Origin of the sequence: Trebonia kvetii (assembly GCF_007827045.1) — a bacterium.
Taxonomy (GTDB): domain Bacteria; phylum Actinomycetota; class Actinomycetes; order Streptosporangiales; family Streptosporangiaceae; genus Trebonia; species Trebonia kvetii.
Genome location: NZ_RPFW01000008.1, coordinates 265,611 through 284,590, shown reverse-complemented (window position 1 = coordinate 284,590; position 18,980 = coordinate 265,611). Strand labels below are relative to the sequence as shown.

At 70.8% G+C, this 18,980-nt stretch carries 22 protein-coding genes; 19 read left to right on the top strand and 3 right to left on the bottom strand.

The window, feature by feature from the left end; all coding sequences use genetic code 11:
- Positions 1-164 precede the first annotated feature (164 nt).
- A complete protein-coding gene (locus tag EAS64_RS36005; protein WP_222849857.1) occupies positions 165-3,356 on the top strand; it encodes an ATP-binding protein in 3,192 nt (1,063 codons plus the stop codon).
- A gap of 89 nt (positions 3,357-3,445) precedes the next feature.
- Positions 3,446-4,852: an FAD-binding oxidoreductase gene (locus tag EAS64_RS36000; RefSeq protein WP_145860473.1), complete on the top strand. Its 1,407-nt coding sequence runs from the start codon at positions 3,446-3,448 to the stop codon at positions 4,850-4,852.
- A 199-nt stretch (positions 4,853-5,051) separates the two neighbouring features.
- On the opposite strand, the gene EAS64_RS35995 is transcribed toward EAS64_RS36000, so the two are convergent.
- Positions 5,052-5,816 carry an alpha/beta hydrolase family protein gene (locus EAS64_RS35995; RefSeq protein WP_145860471.1) on the bottom strand — a complete coding sequence of 255 codons (765 nt, stop codon included), beginning with the start codon at positions 5,814-5,816 and terminating at the stop codon, positions 5,052-5,054.
- A gap of 289 nt (positions 5,817-6,105) precedes the next feature.
- Here EAS64_RS35995 and EAS64_RS35990 point away from each other — a divergent pair, with 289 nt between their 5' ends.
- Positions 6,106-6,762, top strand: a complete 657-nt coding sequence (locus EAS64_RS35990; protein ID WP_145860469.1) for a class I SAM-dependent methyltransferase — start codon at positions 6,106-6,108, stop codon at positions 6,760-6,762.
- Positions 6,763-6,767: 5 nt separating this feature from the next.
- Here the strand turns inward: EAS64_RS35990 and soxR are convergent, their stop codons facing one another.
- The gene (gene soxR, locus EAS64_RS35985) at positions 6,768-7,217 is read right to left on the bottom strand and encodes a redox-sensitive transcriptional activator SoxR (RefSeq protein WP_145860467.1); all 450 of its coding nucleotides are present in this window, start codon (positions 7,215-7,217) and stop codon (positions 6,768-6,770) included.
- 55 nt (positions 7,218-7,272) lie between these two features.
- On the opposite strand from soxR, the gene EAS64_RS35980 reads away from it, so the two are divergent.
- From EAS64_RS35980 to EAS64_RS35955, 6 genes are all read left to right on the top strand, one after another.
- Entirely contained in the window at positions 7,273-7,986 is a 714-nt protein-coding gene (locus tag EAS64_RS35980) for an SDR family oxidoreductase (RefSeq protein WP_145860465.1), read from the top strand.
- Positions 7,983-9,056 (top strand): S-adenosylmethionine:tRNA ribosyltransferase-isomerase, encoded by a 1,074-nt coding sequence (locus EAS64_RS35975; RefSeq protein WP_246116027.1) that lies wholly within the window; start codon positions 7,983-7,985, stop codon positions 9,054-9,056. The genes EAS64_RS35980 and EAS64_RS35975 overlap by 4 nt, the downstream gene beginning before the upstream one ends.
- Before the next feature lie 88 nt (positions 9,057-9,144).
- Positions 9,145-9,732 carry a dihydrofolate reductase family protein gene (locus tag EAS64_RS35970; protein ID WP_145860464.1) on the top strand — a complete coding sequence of 196 codons (588 nt, stop codon included), beginning with the start codon at positions 9,145-9,147 and terminating at the stop codon, positions 9,730-9,732.
- A 132-nt stretch (positions 9,733-9,864) separates the two neighbouring features.
- A complete protein-coding gene (gene glgC, locus EAS64_RS35965) occupies positions 9,865-11,103 on the top strand; it encodes a glucose-1-phosphate adenylyltransferase (RefSeq protein ID WP_145860463.1) in 1,239 nt (412 codons plus the stop codon).
- Positions 11,100-12,236 carry a glycogen synthase gene (gene glgA / locus EAS64_RS35960; RefSeq protein WP_145860461.1) on the top strand — a complete coding sequence of 379 codons (1,137 nt, stop codon included), beginning with the start codon at positions 11,100-11,102 and terminating at the stop codon, positions 12,234-12,236. The genes glgC and glgA overlap by 4 nt, the downstream gene beginning before the upstream one ends.
- Before the next feature lie 16 nt (positions 12,237-12,252).
- A complete protein-coding gene (locus EAS64_RS35955; protein ID WP_145860459.1) occupies positions 12,253-13,020 on the top strand; it encodes a YoaK family protein in 768 nt (255 codons plus the stop codon).
- 16 nt (positions 13,021-13,036) lie between these two features.
- Here the strand turns inward: EAS64_RS35955 and EAS64_RS44165 are convergent, their stop codons facing one another.
- Positions 13,037-13,210 (bottom strand): hypothetical protein, encoded by a 174-nt coding sequence (locus EAS64_RS44165; RefSeq protein ID WP_187366425.1) that lies wholly within the window; start codon positions 13,208-13,210, stop codon positions 13,037-13,039.
- Between the two features lie 189 nt (positions 13,211-13,399).
- Between EAS64_RS44165 and EAS64_RS35950 the strand changes: the two genes are divergently transcribed.
- The 10 genes from EAS64_RS35950 (at position 13,400) to EAS64_RS35905 (ending at position 18,979) form a co-directional block, all read left to right on the top strand.
- The gene (locus tag EAS64_RS35950) at positions 13,400-14,134 is read left to right on the top strand and encodes a hypothetical protein (protein ID WP_222849855.1); all 735 of its coding nucleotides are present in this window, start codon (positions 13,400-13,402) and stop codon (positions 14,132-14,134) included.
- A 5-nt stretch (positions 14,135-14,139) separates the two neighbouring features.
- Positions 14,140-15,258, top strand: a complete 1,119-nt coding sequence (locus EAS64_RS35945; protein ID WP_145860455.1) for an SRPBCC family protein — start codon at positions 14,140-14,142, stop codon at positions 15,256-15,258.
- Between the two features lie 77 nt (positions 15,259-15,335).
- Positions 15,336-15,725, top strand: a complete 390-nt coding sequence (gene gvpJ, locus EAS64_RS35940; RefSeq protein ID WP_145860453.1) for a gas vesicle protein GvpJ — start codon at positions 15,336-15,338, stop codon at positions 15,723-15,725.
- 1 nt (position 15,726) lies between these two features.
- The gene (locus tag EAS64_RS35935; RefSeq protein ID WP_145860451.1) at positions 15,727-16,545 is read left to right on the top strand and encodes a GvpL/GvpF family gas vesicle protein; all 819 of its coding nucleotides are present in this window, start codon (positions 15,727-15,729) and stop codon (positions 16,543-16,545) included.
- Entirely contained in the window at positions 16,545-16,820 is a 276-nt protein-coding gene (locus tag EAS64_RS35930; protein ID WP_145860448.1) for a gas vesicle protein GvpG, read from the top strand. The genes EAS64_RS35935 and EAS64_RS35930 overlap by 1 nt, the downstream gene beginning before the upstream one ends.
- 5 nt (positions 16,821-16,825) lie before the next feature.
- Entirely contained in the window at positions 16,826-17,149 is a 324-nt protein-coding gene (locus tag EAS64_RS35925; protein WP_145860446.1) for a gas vesicle protein GvpO, read from the top strand.
- The gene (locus tag EAS64_RS35920) at positions 17,149-17,544 is read left to right on the top strand and encodes a gas vesicle protein (RefSeq protein ID WP_246116026.1); all 396 of its coding nucleotides are present in this window, start codon (positions 17,149-17,151) and stop codon (positions 17,542-17,544) included. Before EAS64_RS35925 ends, EAS64_RS35920 begins: the two co-directional genes overlap by 1 nt.
- Entirely contained in the window at positions 17,516-18,421 is a 906-nt protein-coding gene (locus EAS64_RS35915; protein WP_145860445.1) for a GvpL/GvpF family gas vesicle protein, read from the top strand. The genes EAS64_RS35920 and EAS64_RS35915 overlap by 29 nt, the downstream gene beginning before the upstream one ends.
- On the top strand, positions 18,408-18,647 hold the full coding sequence (locus EAS64_RS35910; RefSeq protein WP_145860443.1) for a gas vesicle protein: 240 nt from the start codon (positions 18,408-18,410) through the stop codon (positions 18,645-18,647). The genes EAS64_RS35915 and EAS64_RS35910 overlap by 14 nt, the downstream gene beginning before the upstream one ends.
- On the top strand, positions 18,644-18,979 hold the full coding sequence (locus EAS64_RS35905) for a gas vesicle protein K (RefSeq protein ID WP_145860441.1): 336 nt from the start codon (positions 18,644-18,646) through the stop codon (positions 18,977-18,979). Before EAS64_RS35910 ends, EAS64_RS35905 begins: the two co-directional genes overlap by 4 nt.
- Position 18,980: the final 1 nt, after the last annotated feature.

The window sequence follows — 18,980 nt, the reverse complement described above, 5'->3', positions numbered from 1 at the left end:
GTTCATTCTTTCTCCGAGGCACCTCCTTTACTAGGATCCAGTTAAGGCTCACACGGCGGCGGTCGTGTGCGGTTGCGCCATTGCGAGGCTGCGGGGTTGCCTGGCTTTTCGCTGGCCGGGTGCCGGACCTCGGAGAGCGGAGCGTTATGTTGCGAGTGTCCGTCTTGGGCGGACAGCAAATCACCGATGACCAAGACAGCGGCGTTCAGGTCCGGTCGTCGCGCGCGCTCGCGCTGGTGGCCTACCTCGCCGTGCATCCCGGGGTGCCACATCCGCGCCAGCGAATCGCCGGCCTGCTGTGGCCGGAATCCGGCGACGCGCAGGCACTGACCAACCTGCGCCGGGAACTGCATCACCTGCGCCAGGCGCTTGGCGAGGACGGCTCGCTGCAGGTCACGGCCAGGGACCTGTGCTGGGTGGACGGGCCGACCTGTCACGCGGACGTGCGGGCCTTCGATACCGGCCGGCTGGCGGCACTCGCGGCCGCGGAGTCCGGCGACGACGACGCGGTGATCAGGCACGGCGGCGAGGCGCTTGCGCAATACCGCGGCGACCTGCTGCCTGGTGTGTACGACGACTGGGCCGCCGAGGCGAGGGAACGGCTCGGACGGCAGTGCGTGGAGCTGTGCGACCTGGTCGGCGCCGCCCGGGCGCGGGGCGGCGATCTCACCGGGGCGGCGGCCGCCGCGCGGCGCCGCATCGAGCTGCGGCCCCTTGAGGAGACCGGGTATCGCGTGCTGATGGGGCTGCTTGCCGACATGGGCGACCGGGCGGCGGCGGTGAGCACCTACCACCATTGCGCTTCCGTGCTTGAGCGGGAGCTCGGCGTGGCGCCCGACGATGCGACCCGCGCGGCGTTCAGGCGGCTCATGACGCGTAACCGGCCGACGGCGCCGGCCGGGGATGGCCCGCCCGTGATCACGAAGACGGCACAGCAGGCACAGTCGGCCGGGCGGCCCGGTCAGCCCAGGGCACCGCTTATCGGGCGGGCTGCCGAGCTGCGCGTCTTGACCGACGTCTGGCAGGCGGCGTCCGCCGGGCGGCGCGGCATGGTGCTTGTCGCGGGCGGCGCCGGCGTGGGAAAAACCCGCCTGGTGACCGAGGTCGCCGACCTCGCCCGCCGGCAGGGCGCGGTCGTGGTGGCTACCCAGTGCTTCGCGGCGCCGGGACGGCTGGCGCTTGCCCCGGTCGCCGACTGGCTGCGCGATCCGGCGGTCAGAGCGGCCGCGGCGACCCTCGACCAGGCGTGGCGAGCGGAAGTCGCGCGGCTGCTGCCTGACCAGGGCGTTCCCGGTATCGATCCACGGCCGGGCACGATGGCGGACGCGTGGCAGCGGCACCGCTTCTATGAGGGGCTGGCGCGGGCCCTGATCGCGGTGGGCCGCCCGCTGCTCCTGGTCCTGGACAACGTCCAGTGGTGCGACCAGGAGACGCTCGACTTCGTCAGCTTCTGCCTTGGCCTGACGGGCGACGAGACGCCGCTCCTGGTAGCCGGCACCGTCCGGGACGACCATCGCCGCGGCGACCGTGAGCTGGCCGCCTGGGCGGTGCGGATGCGGGCCGCCGGCCTGCTCACCGAGCTGGCGCTGTCCCCGCTCGACGCCGCCGACGGGGCGCGCCTCGCCGAGGCGATATCCGGCCGGGCCCTGGCGGCGGCGGACGCGGCGACCTTGTACGCGACGACCGGGGGCTTCCCGCTTTATGTCATCGAGGCGGCCCGCGGCGAGGCCGGCGAGCCTGGCCGGGTCGACGAGGGGGGCGGATCGCCGCCCGGTGACCTGTCCGCCGTGCTGCGCAGGCGGCTGGCGCAGGCGACCCCGGGGGCGCAGGAGGTGGCGGGCCTGGCGGCGGCGGTAGGCACGGACTTCTCCCTTGGCCTGCTCACCGAGGCGAGCGACCTGACGGCCGATGCCGTGGTCGAGGCCATTGACGAGCTGTGGCGGAGCAGAATCCTGCGGGAGCTCGGCACCGGCTATGACTTCTCCCACGACCTGCTGCGGGAGGCCGCGTACGCGGAGGTCAGCCCGGCCCGCCGCTGGCTGATGCACCGGCGGATCGCCCAGGGCCTGGAACTGCTGCACGGCGGGGCGACGGACGGGGTCGCCGCACAGCTCGCGGCGCAGTACGCCCGCGCAGGCGACCGGGCCAAGGCGGTGGCCTTTTTCCGGCAGGCCGCGCAGATCGCAGCCGATCGGTTCGCACACACCGAGTCGATCCGGCTGTACCGGGACGCGTTGTCGGTTATCGCGGCCATGCCCGCCGGGCGGGACCGCGACAGCCTGGAACTCGCGGTGCTCACCGCGCTGGCCGCACCGCTCAACGCCAGGGAGGGCTACGCGTCGCGTGCACTGGAGCGGAACATGCAGCGCTCGATCGCGCTCGCCGAATCGCTGGGTCGCGCCGACCTTGTGCAGGTGGGCTTCGTCGGACTAGGGGTCACCTGGTTCGTTCAGGGCCGGACCGCCGACTGCCACCGGGTTTCGGCTCGCGCGCTCGCCCTCGCCGACCCCGGGACGAGCACCGCGGGCCAGGCGCGCTTCATGATGGGCGGGTCGGCCCTCAGCTTGGGCCGGCCGGCCGAGGGCCTGCGCGACCTGACGTTCGCCGCCGGCCTTGGCGGCGGCCTTGAGCTGCTCAGCGTGGGGACGCTTGCCAACGTGCACGCGACGGCCTGGAGCGCCCATGCCCACTGGCTGCTCGGCGACGAGGAGTCGGCCGCGCGCGCGGCACAGGAGGCGATCGATCTCGCCCGCGCGATCGGTGATCCCTACAACGTGACCATCGCCCTGGCCTACAGCGCCATTACCCAGCAGCTCCGCCACGACCTGCCCCGGCTCCGCGAGGTCGTGGCTGAGCTGCGCGAGCTGTGCCAGCGGTATGAATTCGGCTACTACCGCGAGTGGGGACTGATCCTGGACGGGTGGTCCGCCGCGAGCGACCGCGACGGCCTCGGCGCCAGGCTCGCCGAAGAGGGCGCCGACAATCTCAAGGCCCAAGGCGCCTTCGCCCGCCGGCCCTACTGGCTGTCGCTGCTCGCCGACCTGCTGGCCAAGCAGGGCCGGCCGACCGCCGCCCGCGCGACGCTCGACGCCGCGCTCACCGCGGGCCGCGTCCACGACGACCTGTGGTGGCTGCCCGAGGTGATGCGGATGCGCGCCCGTTATGACCCGCCGGAAGGGGCGGTCGCGCGGCTGCGCGCCGCCGCGGATCTCGCGTCGAGCCACGGCAGCGTGGCCCTGGTCCGCCGCTGCGAGGCAGACCTGAGCGACTTGCCCGGCCTTGGCGATTTGTCCGGCCGGGGCGATTTGTCCGGCCGGGGCGTTCGGCCGCTGAGCTCCCCGGCGGAGGGCGGCTGATCGTCGCGAACGCCTGACGAACGCCCCGCGAACGCTCCGCCTTCTACCGTCGGACTCATAGCTCATTGACCTGACCTGGAGGAGACAAGATGAGCGTTACCACGGGGACCACCACGGCACCGTACGAAGAACTGTCCGCCGCCTTGCGCGGCACCGTCATCCTGGCGGCAGACCCCGGCTATGCCGAGGCTCGCGCCGTCTACAACGGCATGATCGACAAGCATCCGGCCGCGATCGCGCGCTGCGCGGACACCGCCGACGTCATCGCGTGCGTCCGGTTCGCCCGCGCCCATGGCCTGGACATCACCGTGCGCGGCGGGGGCCACAACGCCGCGGGCCTGGCCGTGGCCGACGACGCGCTCGTCATCGACCTATCCGGGCTGCGCAGCACCACGGTCAACCCGCAGGAGCACACGGTGCGCGTCGACCCAGGCTGCACCTGGGGCGACGTCGACCACGCGACGGTCGCGTTCGGCATGGCTACCCCCAGCGGGTTCCTCGCCTCGACCGGCGTGGCTGGCCTGACGCTCGGCGGCGGCATCGGTTACCTGTCCCGCCGCTTCGGCCTCACCGTGGACAACCTGCTGTCCGCGGACGTCGTGCTCGCCGACGGGTCGTTCGTGACGGCCACCGCCGACAACGAGCACAGCGACCTGTTCTGGGCGCTGCGCGGTGGCGGCGGTAACTTCGGCGTCGTCACGTCGTTCACGTTCCGCTGCCACGACATCGGCGAGCACGGGACGATCATCGGCGGCCCTGTTCTGTACGACTTCGCCGACACCGCGGCGGTCATGCGCTGGTACCGCCAGCTGCTGCCCCTGCTGCCCGAGGAGCTCAGCGGCTGGATCGGCCTGATCACGATCCCGCCGGCCCCGCCGTTCCCCGAGGAACTGTGGGGACGCAAGGCCTGCGCCATCGTCTGGTGCTACACGGGGCCGCACGCCAAGGCGGACGAGGTGCTCGAGCCGGTCCGTTCGTTCGGCTCGCCGCTGATCGTCGGGCTGATGGAGATGCCGTTCACCGCGCTGCAGAGCGCCTTCGACCCGCTGTACCCGGCAGGGCTGCAGTGGTACTGGAAGGCGGACTTCTTCCAGGAGATCTCCGATGAGGCGATCGACGTGCACGTCAAGTACGGCGAGCAGCTCCCGACGGGGCATTCGACGATGCACCTGTACCCGATCGACGGCGCGGCCAGCCGGGTGCCGGCCGACGCGACCGCCTTCGCCTACCGGGACGGCGGCTGGGCCGGCGTCATCGTGGGGGTCGACCCCGATCCCGCCAACAATGCCAGCATCACCCAGTGGGCGCAGGACTACTGGCGGGAACTGCACCCGATGTCGGCAGGCGGCGCCTACATCAACTTCATGATGGCCGAGGGAGATGACCGGATCAGGGCCTCTTACCTGGGTAATTATGACCGGCTCGCCGAGGTCAAGCGCCGCTACGACCCGGACAACGCGTTCCACGTCAATCAGAACATCCTGCCCGCGAGCTGACGGTGAGGGCGGACCGCGCCGACCCGGGGCGGTCCGCCGTTCCCCGTCCGGCTAGCGTCGTGGGTTTGCTTGGGGTGCCGGGCAAAACAGGGCGAAACGGGCAGGAGGCCGGGCTTCGGGCCGTGGCCGGCCTGGATGGCCCACGATCTCGGCCCCGGTTCGCACCAGGCGCCCGGCGGGAGACGGCCGACCGCGCACGTCAGGCCGACGTGGCGACCGCTCCGCCAAAGTGCCGGGCGAAGAAGCGGACCGCGCTGTCGGCCTCGAACCGGGGCAGCTCCTTGTGCTTGCCCGAGTTCACGTGCAACGACTTCTCCTTCGAGGCGAAGGCGTCGAACAGCGCGAGACCCTCCTCCCGCGAGATGTGCTCGTCGTCCCACTGCATGTCGAACTCGATCGGGATGGAGATCCGACTTGCCTTCTCGGCCAGGACGCCGGGCCAGTGCTGACCGAAGACCGCGGCGGCGATCCTGGGTTCGATCGCCACGAACGGCACGCCGATCGCGGTGCCCATGTTGATACCCCAGAAGCCGACCGGCCCGTCGGTGCCGATCTCCGGGAGTTCCTGGAGGGCATCCAGGGTCGCCTGGTACTCGGGCACGGCGAGCTGCGCCAGGTGGTCGTTGTATCGCACGACGATCGGGCCCTCCGGCTCGCCCGCCGCCCGCGCCCGGAACAGCTCGGCGATCTCGGCCTCGTCGTGCGCCGTGCGCGGCCGGTCGCCGTGACCGGGCGCGTCAATGACGGCGACGTGGAAGCCGCAGCCGGCCACCAGGCGCCGGGCGCGGCCGGACATCGCCGGGTGCTTCTTGTGGTTGCCGCCGCCGTGGGCCATCAGGATCAGGGGTGCCCGCTGGGCGCCGGAGGCCGGGGACCACAGGACGCCGGGGACCCCGCCCACGGTGAAGTCGCGCTCGAGCATGCCGTTCGACGACGACTCGGCGGTGAACTGCAGAGAGTACATAGGTGTTGCCTTTCGGGAGTGCCCTGTTGTTGAGGCGCTCCAGGCGACATCTACGTCAGTCGCACGGCCGTGACGGGAAGCGGAGCACCCATGCTGGTACAGCGTTCACGGGTCTCACCCCCTCAATCGGCCTCACGGTAAGCCGTAGGCTACCAGGCCGGTGATCATCGCTCCAAGGCGTTTCTCGGCCACGTGATCACGGCAGGGCAGGCCATCGCCCCGGCGTCAGTCCTCCGCGGGATGGCGAAAGTGAGTCGCTTCCTTTGCGCTTCCGGCATAGCGTGGCCGTGTGGTCCAGGCGGGCGCGGAGTTCTGGGACCGGTACCACCGGCAGCGGCTGGAGTCCGGTGATGACCTGGACTGGGCGGGTGTGTGGACCGCGCCGTTCCTCGGGCCGCTGCGTGACGCGGGCGTGCGGACCGTGCTCGAGCTTGGCTGCGGGACGGGCAACGACGCGGCCCGGCTGGCCGCGGAGGGCTATGCGGTCACGGCTGTCGACCTGTCGCGTGAGGCCATCGGGCGGGCGCGGGCTCGGTTCGGCTCGCTTGCCAGGTTTCTCGTGGCGGACATGACACGGCCGCTCCCGTTCCGCAACGGCAGCTTCGACGCGGTCATGTCCAACGTCGCCATCCACATGTTTCCAGACAGCGTGACCCGGGTGGCAGTCGGTGAAGTGACCCGGCTGGTCCGGGCCGACGGGCTGTTCTTGTTCCACGTCAACTCGCTGCAGGACCGGCCGCTGCGCGCCCGCAACCTGCCCGCGCGTGAGCTGGAGCCCGATTACGTGGCCGAGGCGTCGGGGCAGACCGTGCATTTCTTCTCGGAGGACTACCTTCGCGAGCTGCTCGCCGGATGGCAGCGGGTGGAGCTTGAGCCTGTTTCCGTGCCGCACCGGAAGACGGGCGAGCCGTTCAAGCACGTCTGGCGGGGCATCGCGCGGCGCTGAAGCGGTTACCTGAGCGGGGCGGGGAGGTAGCGGGCGCCCGGCCCGTCTGTCCTGGCGATGTCGGCGGGGTTGGACATGGCGCAGCGCTTCAGGGACAGGCACCCGCAGCCAATGCAGGAGTCGAGGCCGTCGCGGAGCTTCTCCAGAGCGGCGATCTGCGCGTCGAGGCGGGCGCGCCAGCCTCGGGAGAGCCTGGTCCAGTCGGCCTTGGTCGGGGTGCGGGAGTCGGGGAGCTCGGCGAGCGCGGCGGCTACCTCGTCCAGGGTGAGGCCGACGTTACGGGCCGCGCGAATAAAGGCGAGGCGGCGCAGCACGTTGCGTTCATAGCGGCGCTGGTTGCCCGTCGTCCTTGTCGCGTTGATGAGTCCCTCGCGCTCGTAAAAGCGCAGCGCTGACGCGCTGAATCCACTGCGGGTCGCGATCTCGCTGACGGTGAGATGGTCGGTGCTCTGCACGGTCGCCAGGCTTTCCCTTGACTTAAAGTTAACTTCAACTACAAGAATAGGGCTCATGAGCAGCACATCGCAACCAATTGCCCTGATCACCGGCGGCGGGCGCGGGCTCGGCCTGGCGCTGGCCCGTGGCTTGCTTTCGAACGGGTGGCGCGTGGTGACCGACGCGCGCCGCACCGGCCACCTGGCCGCCGCCCTGCCCGGCGCCGTCGTGGTGCCTGGCGACGTCACGGACCCGGCCCACCGGGAGGCGCTCGCCGAAATGGTCGGCGAGCTAAGCAGTGCCGCAGGCGCACCGGGCAGGCTCGACCTGCTCGTCAACAACGCGAGCGACCTGGGGCCGTCGCCGCTCCCCCGGCTGGACGACGTGCCACTCGCGGCGGCCCGCAAGGTGTTCGAGACCAATGTGCTCGCGCCGCTGGCGCTCACTCAGCAGTTCCTCCCGGTGCTTCGGGCCGCGGGCGGCATCGTCGTGAACGTCAGCTCTGACGCGGCTGTCGAGGCCTACGAGGGGTGGGGCGCCTACGGCGCCGCCAAGGCGGCGCTCGACCAGCTGTCCGCGGTGCTCGCGGCGGAGGAGCCCGAGCTCGCCGTGTACGCGGTCGACCCGGGCGACATGCGCACCGAGATGCATCAGGCGGCGTTCCCCGGCGAGGACATCTCCGACCGGCAGGAGCCGGAGGCCGTGGTACCTGCGCTGCTGCGGCTGATCGCGACGCGGCCGCCGAGCGGGCGCTTGCGCGCCGCGGATTTCGCGGAGGCACGGGCGTGAAGGAGGCCGACGTCAAGGGACGCGTCGCATCGGGGGCTGGCGTGACCATACTCGACTTCGTGCTGCCGGCGGGGCTCGAGGCGAGTGAGCCGCCGCCCGTGCGGGACGGCGTGCGGCTGCTGGTGGCGACCGCGACGGGGATGCGGCACGCCCGATTCGGGCAATTCGGCGAGTTTCTCGCGGAGGGGGATCTCGTCGTGGTCAACGCCTCGGCCACGCTCGCCGCGGCGGTCGACGGGGACCGGGCGGGCGCGCCGGTGGAGGTGCACTTTTCTGCGGAACTCGACGACGGCGCCTGGGTGGTGGAGGTGCGGCCGGCCGGGACGTCCACGGGGCCGGTGTCCGGGCTGCGGGCCGGCGAGGTGATCGGCCTGGCCGATGGCGTTGGGCTGGTGCTTGACGGGCCGCGGCCTGCCGGGCAGGACCGGCTGTGGCGGGCCGAGCTCAGGGCGGGCCAGTCGCGTATCGAGGGCGGCGCCGCGGCCTTCCTTGCCCGGCATGGGCGGCCGATCCGTTACGCGTACGTGCCGCGGCAGTGGCCGCTCGCTGAGTACCAGACCGTCTTCGGCCGGGAGCCGGGCAGCGCGGAGATGCCGAGCGCGGGGCGGCCGTTCACGGCCGAAATCGTCACCGACCTGGTCACCCGCGGTGTGGCGCTTGCTCCCATCGTGCTGCACACGGGCGTGTCGTCCCAGGAGCCAGGCGAGCCGCCGCAGCCGGAGCGGTTCCGGGTGCCGGAGTCCACCGCCCGGCTGGTCAATGCCACCCGTGCGGCGGGCGGGCGGGTGGTCGCGGTCGGCACCACGGTGACCCGCGCGCTTGAGTCGGCCGCCGGCCCGGACGGGACGGTGCGGGCGCGGAGCGGGTGGACCGATCTCGTGCTCGGTCCCGAGCGGCGCGCCCGGGTGGTGAACGGGCTGGTGACCGGCTGGCACGCGCCTGGAGCGTCGCACTTGGCGCTGCTGACCGCGGTGGCCGGGCCCGAGCTTGTCGGACGGGCTTACGCGGAGGCGCTGCGCCTGGGGTACCGGTGGCACGAGTTCGGCGACAGCTGCCTGCTGCTGCCGTGACCACTGTCCCCGATGCCCACCACTGCTCGTCTCTACTGCGACGGCCGGCAAGAGCCGGCCGCGCAGCAGAGCGCCGAGGAGGACGGTCATGGGCCGTGTCATCGTCATCGAATACATCTCACTGGACGGAGTAATCCAGGACCCGGGCGGAAGTGCGGGAACCTCGTACGGCGGATGGCTGTACCGGTTCGGCCCGGAACCGCTCGAAGGGGACAAGTTCCGCCTCGGGGAGATCATGGACAACGGCGCGCTGCTGCTCGGCCGCCGCACCTTCGAGGAGTTCGCCGCACTCTGGCCGGGCCGCGACGACTGGTTTTCCGCCAGGATGAACGCCTGGTCGAAGCTGGTGGCTTCGCGGTCGCTGGCGGACGCGAGCTTGTGGCAGAACTCCGAACTGCTCGACTGCGACGACCTGATGAAAGAGGTTGAGGCACGCAGCAAGGACACGGACATCGTGGTCACCGGCAGCCTCAGCGTGGTCCGCGAACTGCAGGCCGCCGAACTGGTCGACGAGTACCGGCTAATCGTGCTTCCGCTGGTGATCGGCGAGGGCAGCCGGCTGTTCCCCGATGGCACGGGGCCGGTGGACCTGGCCCTCGGGCTGGTGGAGGCGGCGGGTCAGGGAGTCCGCCTCATCTACAGCCGGAAGGAGAGGATGGGAGGGGGGTCGGAGTAGGGCGCAACCGTTCGGGATAATGACTTTGATCTTTTGGGCTTTGGCCTCGTTTTCTGCGCGTGCCGGCCTTTCGCCGGGGGATCTAGAGGGTGCAGCATTGCATCGCACTGATCGAGAGCGGAGGCACGGAATATGGCAGACCGGCGCGTGCTGGGCATTGTGCTTGCTGGCGGCGCGGGGACGCGACTGGCGCCGCTGACGGCCGACCGGGCCAAGCCTGCGGTGCCGTTCGGCGGGGTGTACCGGCTGGTGGACTTCGCGCTATCTAACCTGGCCAACTCGAGCATCAGAAAGATCTGCGTACTCACCCAGTACAAGAGCCACAGCCTGGACCGGCACATCTCGACCACATGGCGGATGAGCGACCTGCTCGGCAACTACGTGACCCCGGTGCCGGCCCAGCAGCGGCTCGGGCCGCACTGGTACACCGGGTCGGCGGACGCCATCTTCCAGTCGCTGAACCTGATCAACGACGAGCGCCCGGACCTGGTGGTGGTCGTCGGCGCGGACCACGTGTACCGGATGGACCCGCGGCAGATGATCGACCAGCACCTGGAGTACGGCGCCGGCGTGACCCTGGCGTCGATCCCGGTGACGCGGCAGGACGCCAAGGCGTTCGGGATCGTCGGCGTCGCCGCCGACGGGCGGTCCGTCGAGAAGTTCGTGGAGAAGCCCGCCAACCCGCCGACGATCCCTGACTCCCCCGAGGAGTCGTTCGCGTCGATGGGCATCTACGTGTTCGACACGAAGGTGCTCGTCGACGTGCTGCACCGGGACGCGGCGGACAAGGAAAGCAAGCACGACATCGGCGGCAGCATCATCCCCGCGCTGGTCGGCGACGGCGCGGCGCAGGCCTATGACTTCATGACGAACGAGGTACCCGGCTCGACGGAACGGGACCGGGGCTACTGGCGGGACGTCGGGACCATCGACGCGTACTTCGACGCGCACATGGACCTGCGCACCGTCGAGCCGATGTTCAACCTGTACAACGACCGCTGGCCGATACTCACCCACATGGACCCGCTGCCGCCCGCCAAGTTCGTGCACGACACCGGCGACCGGGTGGGCCGGGCGATCGACTCGCTCGTCTCGAACGGGGTGATCGTTTCCGGAGGTCTAGTGCGGCAGTCTGTGCTGTCGCCCGGGGTGCGCGTGAACTCCTGGGCAACTGTCGAACGCACGGTACTGCTGCACAACGTGTATGTCGGAAGGCACGCGGAAATCAGGGACGCGATCATCGACAAGAACGTCGTGGTGCCCGAGGGCGTCAAGGTAGGCGTCGACAAGGAGCACGACCTTGCCCGCGGCTTCGCCGTGTCGCCGGGTGGCATCACCGTGGTAGGCAAGGGACAGGTGGTTGCTCCGTGAAGGTGGCACTCCTCACCAGGGAGTACCCGCCCGAGGTGTACGGCGGCGCGGGCGTGCACGTGGAGTACCTGGCCAAATCGCTCGCGCCGCTCGTCGAGCTGACCGTGCACTGCCAGGGGGCGCCGCGGGATTCCGCGGTGGCGCACCAGGCGTGGCCCGCGCTGCATGACGCCGCGCTCAAGGTGTTCTCCGCCGACCTGTCCATGGCGGACATGGTTGCTCCGGCCGACCTGGTGCACTCGCACACTTGGTACGCCAACCTGGCCGGGCACCTCGCCTCGCTGCTGCACGGCATCCCGCACGTCGCGACGGTGCACTCGCTCGAGCCGCTGCGGCCGTGGAAGGCCGAGCAGCTCGGCGGCGGCTATCAGCTGTCGTCCTGGGCGGAGCGCACGTCGCTGGCGGCGGCGGCCGCGGTGGTGGCCGTGTCCGACGGCATGCGCGCCGACATCCTGTCCTGCTACCCGGAGATTTCCCCCGAACGGGTTCGTGTCATACACAACGGCATCGACACGGCCGAATACGCTCCCGACGCCGGCACGGACGTGCTCGAGCGGCACGGCATCGACCTTTCGCGGCCCTACGTGATCTTCGTCGGGCGGATCACCAGGCAGAAGGGCGTGCCGGTGCTGCTGCGGGCGGCCGCGTCCCTCGACCCGTCGGCGCAGCTCGTGCTCTGCGCCGGCGCGGCGGACACCCCGGAGCTTGGCGCGGAGGTGTCGACGCTGGTGGCGGAGCTGCAAGCGTCGCGGTCCGGGGTGATCTGGATTCCGGAGATGCTGCCCAAGAAGGACGTCATCCAGCTGCTCACGCACGCGCTGGTGTTCGCCTGCCCATCGGTGTACGAGCCGCTCGGCATCGTCAACCTGGAGGCGATGGCCTGCGAGACGGCGGTGGTCGCCTCCCGGGTCGGCGGCATTCCCGAGGTGGTCAACGGCGGGGTGACCGGGCTGCTGGTGCCGCCCGACGACCCGGCGTCGCTGTCCGACGCGCTCAACATGCTGCTGCGCGACCCGGGCCGCGCGGACGCGATGGGCCACGCCGGTCGGGAGCGCGCGGTCACCGAGTTCTCCTGGGACACGGTCGCCGCGCAGACCGCGGCGCTGTACGCCGAGCTGGGCGCGGGCGGCTGAGGCCTCCTCCCCGGCCATGGCTGAGCAGGCGGAACGCCATCGGCACTCGTACTACATCGGCCTGCTCACCTTCGCGAGCGGCTGCGTCGACGTGGTCACGCTGATGATGATCGGCGGTGCGTTCACCAGCGTCATCACCGGCAACCTGATCTTCGTCGGGCGGGCTATCGGCACCACGTCGCTGACCCCGGCGGTGCACGCCATCCTGGCCGTCATCGGGTACATACTCGGCGTGGCGGCGGGCAGCAGGCTGCGGCTGTTGTTCGGCAGGCCTTCAACGGGCCAGCGGGCACTAGGGCGGTCCGCACAGAGCCGCTCAGCGCAGGGCCAGCCGTGGCCACGTTCCGCGACGCTGGTGCTCGCCGTCGAGTGCGCTCTCCTCGCGGCGCTCAACGTCGCATGGATCGGCTACGACGCCGCGCCGCCCACGGCGGCCACCGACGTGCTGCTCACCGCGGCGGCGCTCGCGCTCGGCATGCAGGGCGCCGCCGCCCGCGGCATCGAGGGGAACCCGTCGACCACCTACATGACCGGGGCGCTCACCGCGCTCATCGAGGCGCTGGTGACGGGGCGCCGCAAATCAGCGGACGCCTCCGCCGTTGTCGGGCTGCTCGCGCTCGTCGCGGGGGCGGCGTGCGGCGCGGTGCTCATCAGGTACGCGAGCCGGACGGCCCTGCTGCCGCCGCTGGCGGCGCTGCTGCTCGTGGTGGCCGTCAAGCTGTGGCAGCACCGGCGGGAGGCGCGGGCGCACGCCGAGCAGCCCAAGGGCAACGCGGCCGGCTGAGGCGGGCGGCGCAGACTTAGGCGCGCGCTCCGGCACGGCCCTCGGCGACGCGGCGTGCGATCGCCTCCATGGGCGGCAGGTTCAGCTCGTGCCCGTCCTGGGTCGTATCAACCAGCGCCTGGACCCAGCCGTCGTGACGAGGGTTGAGCCCGTCATGGCCGTCCGGTTCGGCCCGAAAAGGGAATGTCACTCGTTGTCATTTTTCAAATACCTTCTGCGATTCATGCTGGTTGTTTCCATGTCAGTTCGTCGGGTAGCGGCGCCAGATCGAACGAGCAGACGGCTTCGGTAGCGGAAGACACCGGATCCGGATGCGACAGGAACCATGAGCGCGAACCCCGCGAACCCAGCGGCTCGTGGCTCAGATCGGAGGCTAAGGATGAAAGGCAGCATGCAAGCCGCCGCCGCGATCGGTGTCGGCTACCTGCTCGGCCGTCGGAAGAAGTTCCGCATGGCGACCATGCTGGCCGCGGCGACGGCCGTTGGCGGGACCACCGTGGGCGGCATCGCCATGAAGCGCGGCATGAAGATGCTCAACTCGACCGATGCGCTGCAGAAGGTGGCGCCCCAGCTCGGCCAGCTCACGGAGATCGTGCGCGGCGACCTGCTCTCGGCGGGGAAGGCCGCGGCGACGGCGGCGGTCAGCAGCCAGATGGACGCGCTGACCAACTCGCTGCACGAGCGCGCCGAGCGGGTGCTCAACCCCGAGGCCGCGGTAGCCGAGGGTGCGGACAAAGCGTCCGAGACCGGCAAGAAGGCCGCGGGTGCCGGAAAGCGCGCCGCTGGGGGCACCGCCAAGCGCGCGTCGTCCACCGTCGGCGGTGCTGGCCGGCGCGTGACCGGGCGCGGCAGGGCCGATGAGGCGGACGAGCCGGAGGACGAGGAGTACGAGGCCCGCGACGAGGACGCTCGCGACGAGGACTACGAGGGCGACGAGGACTACCAGGACGAGGCCGAAGAAGACGACTACGAGCAGGAGGCGGACGACGAGGCGGACGACGAGCCCGCCGATGACGAGGCGGACGCGCGGCCTGCCCGGCCCGCCCGGCCTGCCAGGCCTGCCCGCAGCGGCGGCACGCCCCGCCGGTCGCCCGTGACCAGGACTAGGGGGTAAGCGAGATGCCGCCAGAGAAGGAGAGCAGCGGCCCGATGGACCGGCTCAAGCAGGAGGCTAACGGCCTCGTCGGTGCCCTGACCGACCGTGCCATGTCGAAGGTGCATGGCAAGGTCCAGGAGGCGACCGGCAGGCTCACCGACTACGTGGAAGGCGGCGGGGGACCGGGGCTGTTGGCCGCGGTGACCGGCGCGAAGGGCCTGGCCGAGGGCAAGAGCCCGGGCCGGTCGATGCTCGGCGCGGGCTGGGCGGGCCTGAAGGAGAAGGTCGGCGGCGTGTTCGGTGGCAAGGGCAAGGGCGGCGGCCGCCAGAAGCTCAAGCTCACCAACATCGTCGAATCCATCGACGTCGGCGCGCCGGTCCGGCTCGCGTACAACCAGTGGACCATGTGGGATCAGTTCCCCACGTTCACCAAGAAGGTCGAGAACGCCTCGCCCGACGAGAACGACCAGGAGTACAAGGTCAACTGGAAGGCCCAGGTCTTCTGGTCGCACCGCGAGTGGGAAGCCACCATCACTGATCAGCGTCCGGACGAGCGGATCGCCTGGAAGTCCAAGGGGCAGAAGGGCCACGTCGACGGAGTGGTCACCTTCCACGAGCTGACCCCCAACCTGACCAAGATTGTCGTGGTCATGGAGTACCACCCGCAGGGGTTCATGGAGCGGACGGGCAACCTGTGGCGCGCCCAGGGCCGTCGCACGCGGCTCGAGCTCAAGCACTTCCAGCGGCACGTCATGGCGCACACCCTGCTCGAACCCGACGAGGTCGAGGGCTGGCGCGGCGTGATCGAGGACGGCAAGGTCGTCAAGGACCACGAGACCGCGCTCGAGGAAGAGGGCCGCGAGCGGGACGACCGCGACGAAATGGATGAGTCACGCGACGACGCCCGGGACACCGAGTCGGGCGCCGAGGACGAGTACGCGGACGAGGAGCCGTCGGACGAGGAAGACACTGACGACCGGGACGCGGACGAAGAGGCCGTGGGCGAAGAGGCCGCGGATGAAGAGGCCGACACCGGCGGGGGCCGTGCCAGCGACAGGCGCCGGGCACCGGCCCGCGGCGGCGGCAGGACGCGCGCACCGCAGCGTGCGCGCCAGGGGGCCGGTCGCGGCGGAGCGCGCTAAGCGTTCCGCCGCGAGGCGAGGCGGGGCGCCCGCGCACGAGGGCGCCTCCAGAACGGAAATAACGGAGGGAGCGGGCAATGACCATCGCTACGCAGCCAGGCGGCGGGAACTCGGCACGGCCGCAGCCGTCGGGACTGGCTGACGTCATCGACACCATCCTCGACAAGGGGCTCGTGATCGACGCGTACGTGCGGGTGTCGCTGGTCGGGATTGAGCTGATCACCATCGACGCCCGCGTGGTGATCGCCAGCGTCGACACCTACCTGCGGTTCGCCGAGGCCGTCAACCGGCTCGACATATCGCAGGAGAAGGAGGGCCTGCCCGGCCTGGTCGGCGGCCTGGAGGAGAGCGGCGCCAAGCACAAGACGAAGGGGGCGCTCGACGCGGCAACCGACAAGCTCCGCGACTTCGCGGACGCGCAGGGCGGGGATCGCGCGGGGCGGCGTTCGCGCCGGGAAGGGGACTGAGATGACAACGCAGAGGGAAGACGTGCGGGCCACGGACGATGAGTACACAGGCGTATACGTCTACGGCATCATGCCGGGTGACATCGAGGTCGAATCGGGGGCGACCGGGGTCGGCGACCCGCCTGGCGAGGTCAGGGCCATCCGGCATCGCGACCTGGTGGCGCTGGTCAGCGACGTGCGGCTGGACCGTCCGCTGGGCCGGGCCGAAGATCTCGTGACGCACGAGGAACTGCTTGACTCAAGCTCCGCCTACGTCCCGGTGCTGCCGCTGCGCTTCGGCGCGGTCGTGTCCGACGACGACGCGGTAACCGATGAACTGCTCGGCCCGCACCACGACGAGTTCGCCGCCGCACTGCGGCAACTCGAGGGGCATGCCGAGTACGTCGTCAGGGGCCGGTACATCGAGCAGGCGGTCCTGCAGGAACTTCTTGCGGGCAGCCCGCAGGCGGCCAGGCTCGCCGAGCAACTCAGGGATGCGGACCCGGACGCGACGCGCAGCCAGCGGATCGAACTCGGCGAGTTCATCAACAACGCGATCACGGCTAAGCGCGACGCGGACAACCGCACGCTCGGCAAGGCGCTGTCCGGGCACGTCACGGCCAGCGTCGTCCGGCCGCCAACACACGAGCTCGACGCGGTCTACGGCGCCTTCCTCGTCGAGACCGACAAGGCGGACGAGCTGCGCGAGGCGGTCGGGCGGCTTGCTGAGGAGTGGCGCGACCGGATCGAGTTGCGACTGCTCGGGCCGCTCGCCACCTACGACTTCATCGGGACGGCAGCGACGGCGTCAAGCACCACGACGACGACTAGGGGGGACTGATGGGCCTGCTTACCATGCCATTCCAGCTTCCGCTCCGGCCGCTCCAGGGCGTTATCAAGCTCGGAGAGATGATCAAGGAGCAGGCGGAGCGTGAGATGTACGACCCGGCGAGGATCAGGCGCGAGCTCGAGGAGGCGCAGAGCCGGCGAGACCGTGGCGAAATCTCCGACGATGAGCTGGCGCAGACCGAGGACCGGCTCACCGCCACCCTGGTCACCAAGCCCAGCCGACCCGATCGCCCGCGCCGTCAGCGGGGCAAGTGCGATAGGAGCTGATCGACATGGCCGAACGACGATCCGCCAGGGAGGCCCGCGCCGAGGAGTTCGTCACTGACCCGCCGCCGCTGTCGGCCGCCCAGGCGGGCCAGCGGGGACTGCGGCAGGTCGCGGAGCTGACCGGCCGGGACCCTGAGGGTATCAGCGGCGTCGAGCCGTCGCAGGACGGCTGGCTGGTGACTGTTGAGGTGGTCGAGGATGCAAGGATTCCGTCCTCGACCGACGTAATCGCGACCTACCAGGCCGAGCTTGACCTCGACGGGGAACTCATCTCCTACCGGCGGATGCGGCGCTTCGCGCGGGGCCGTGGCGACGAAGGGATCATCTGATGACCGTCAGCAACATGCCGGCGAACGGGGGCGTGACGCAGGCGAACGCCGTCGCGGCAGGCGGCGGGCGCGTCCCCGCCAACCTCGGCGACATCCTGGAGCGGGTGCTCGACAAGGGCCTGGTCATCGCGGGCGACATCCAGGTCAACCTGCTCGACATCGAACTGCTCACGATCAAGCTGCGGCTGGTGATCGCCTCACTGGAAACCGCCCGCGAGGTGGGCATCAACTGGTGGGAAGCCGACCCGTGGCTGAGCGCGGACGCCGCACGGGGCCAGATGGCCTATCGGTCGGGGAACGGCATCGGGGAACTGCGAGACGAGGTCCGGCGCCTGCGGGGCCGGGTGAGAGAACTGGAGGCGGGCGATGAGCATCGCGAACATCGTTCATCCTGAGGCCTGCGGCTCGGCTGAACTGCCAGGTCGCGAGCGGCAAGAGCAGACCACGGTCTGGGCGTATGCCATCATCGACAACGGCGTGGATGATCTCGCGGCCGACCTGACCTGGATGACCGGGGTCGGCGGCGCGCCGGTGCGCGTGGCCGCCTGTTCCGGGCTGAGCATGCTGGTCAGCGACGTGAGCGAGACGCAGTTCGGCGAGGCCGCGCTGCGCAGGAACCTGGAGAACCTGGACTGGCTCGACGAGGTGGCGCGGGCGCACCATCACGTCATCGACGCCGCGGCGCGGCTCTTCCCGCTGCTGCCGACCAGGCTCGCCACCGTCTACAGCAGCGACGCCGCCGCCTGCGCGGCGCTCGACGAGCGCCGGGCGATGTTGCGCGGCGCCCTGCGACGGGTGGACGGCCGCGTCGAGTGGGGCGTGAAGGCCTACGCGGTGCCGGAATCGGAGACCGCAGCGCCTCGGCACGCCCGCGACGGCTTTGCGGCCGGCCGTGACGCGGCCAGCCCGGATGAGGACGGAGCCCAGGCGACGCGGGGCGGTACCGGGCTCGCTTACCTGCGGCGCCGGCGCGCTCAGCTCGCGGCGGGGCGGGAGTCGCGTGTCGCGGCTGTCGACGCAGCGCGGACGTTGCACGGCGCTCTGGCCGGCCAGGCGGATGGGGCGCGGCTGCACCCGCCGCAGTCGCCGCAGCTGAGCGGCGTGCGGCTGCCGATGCTGCTCAACGCCGCCTACCTGGTGCCCGCGGATGGCGCCGCGGACTTCAACGCGGCGGTCGCGGCCCGGGCGGCCGCACATCCGGAGCTGCGGATCGAGGTGACAGGACCGTGGCCGCCCTACTCGTTCGTCGGCGACGACGATGACGGATGTTGAGCGGTACCGTACCGCCGATCCCTACCAGGACGCACGCGCGGACGTGCTGCCAGGCGAGCGGCTCGCGCTTGTTGACCTGCTTGACCGGGTGCTCGCGGGCGGCGTGGTAATCACCGGCGAGATCACGCTGTCGGTGGCGGACGTGGACCTGGTGGTGATCTCGCTGCGCGCGCTGCTTACCTCGGTCGGCGCGTTGACTGGACAGGCGACGGGAGACGAGGAATGAGCCGGGAAGTAGGCCGAGTAGTGAGCGAGGCCGGGCGCGCGCCATCCGGACAACGGGTGCGGTACCGGCTTGACGGGGACGACCCCGAAGCGGCCGAGCGCGGGCTCGCCGCGCTCGTGCTGACCATCGTCGAACTGCTGCGCCAGCTCATGGAGCGGCAGGCGCTGCGCCGCGTCGAGGACGGAACCGTCAGCGACGAGCAGGCGGAACGGCTTGGCACCACGCTGATGCGCCTCGATGAGGCGATGAACGAGCTGACCGAGCGGTTCGGCATCGAACGCCGGGAACTGAATATCGACCTGGGGCCGCTCGGCCCGCTGCTTGACTCCTGAC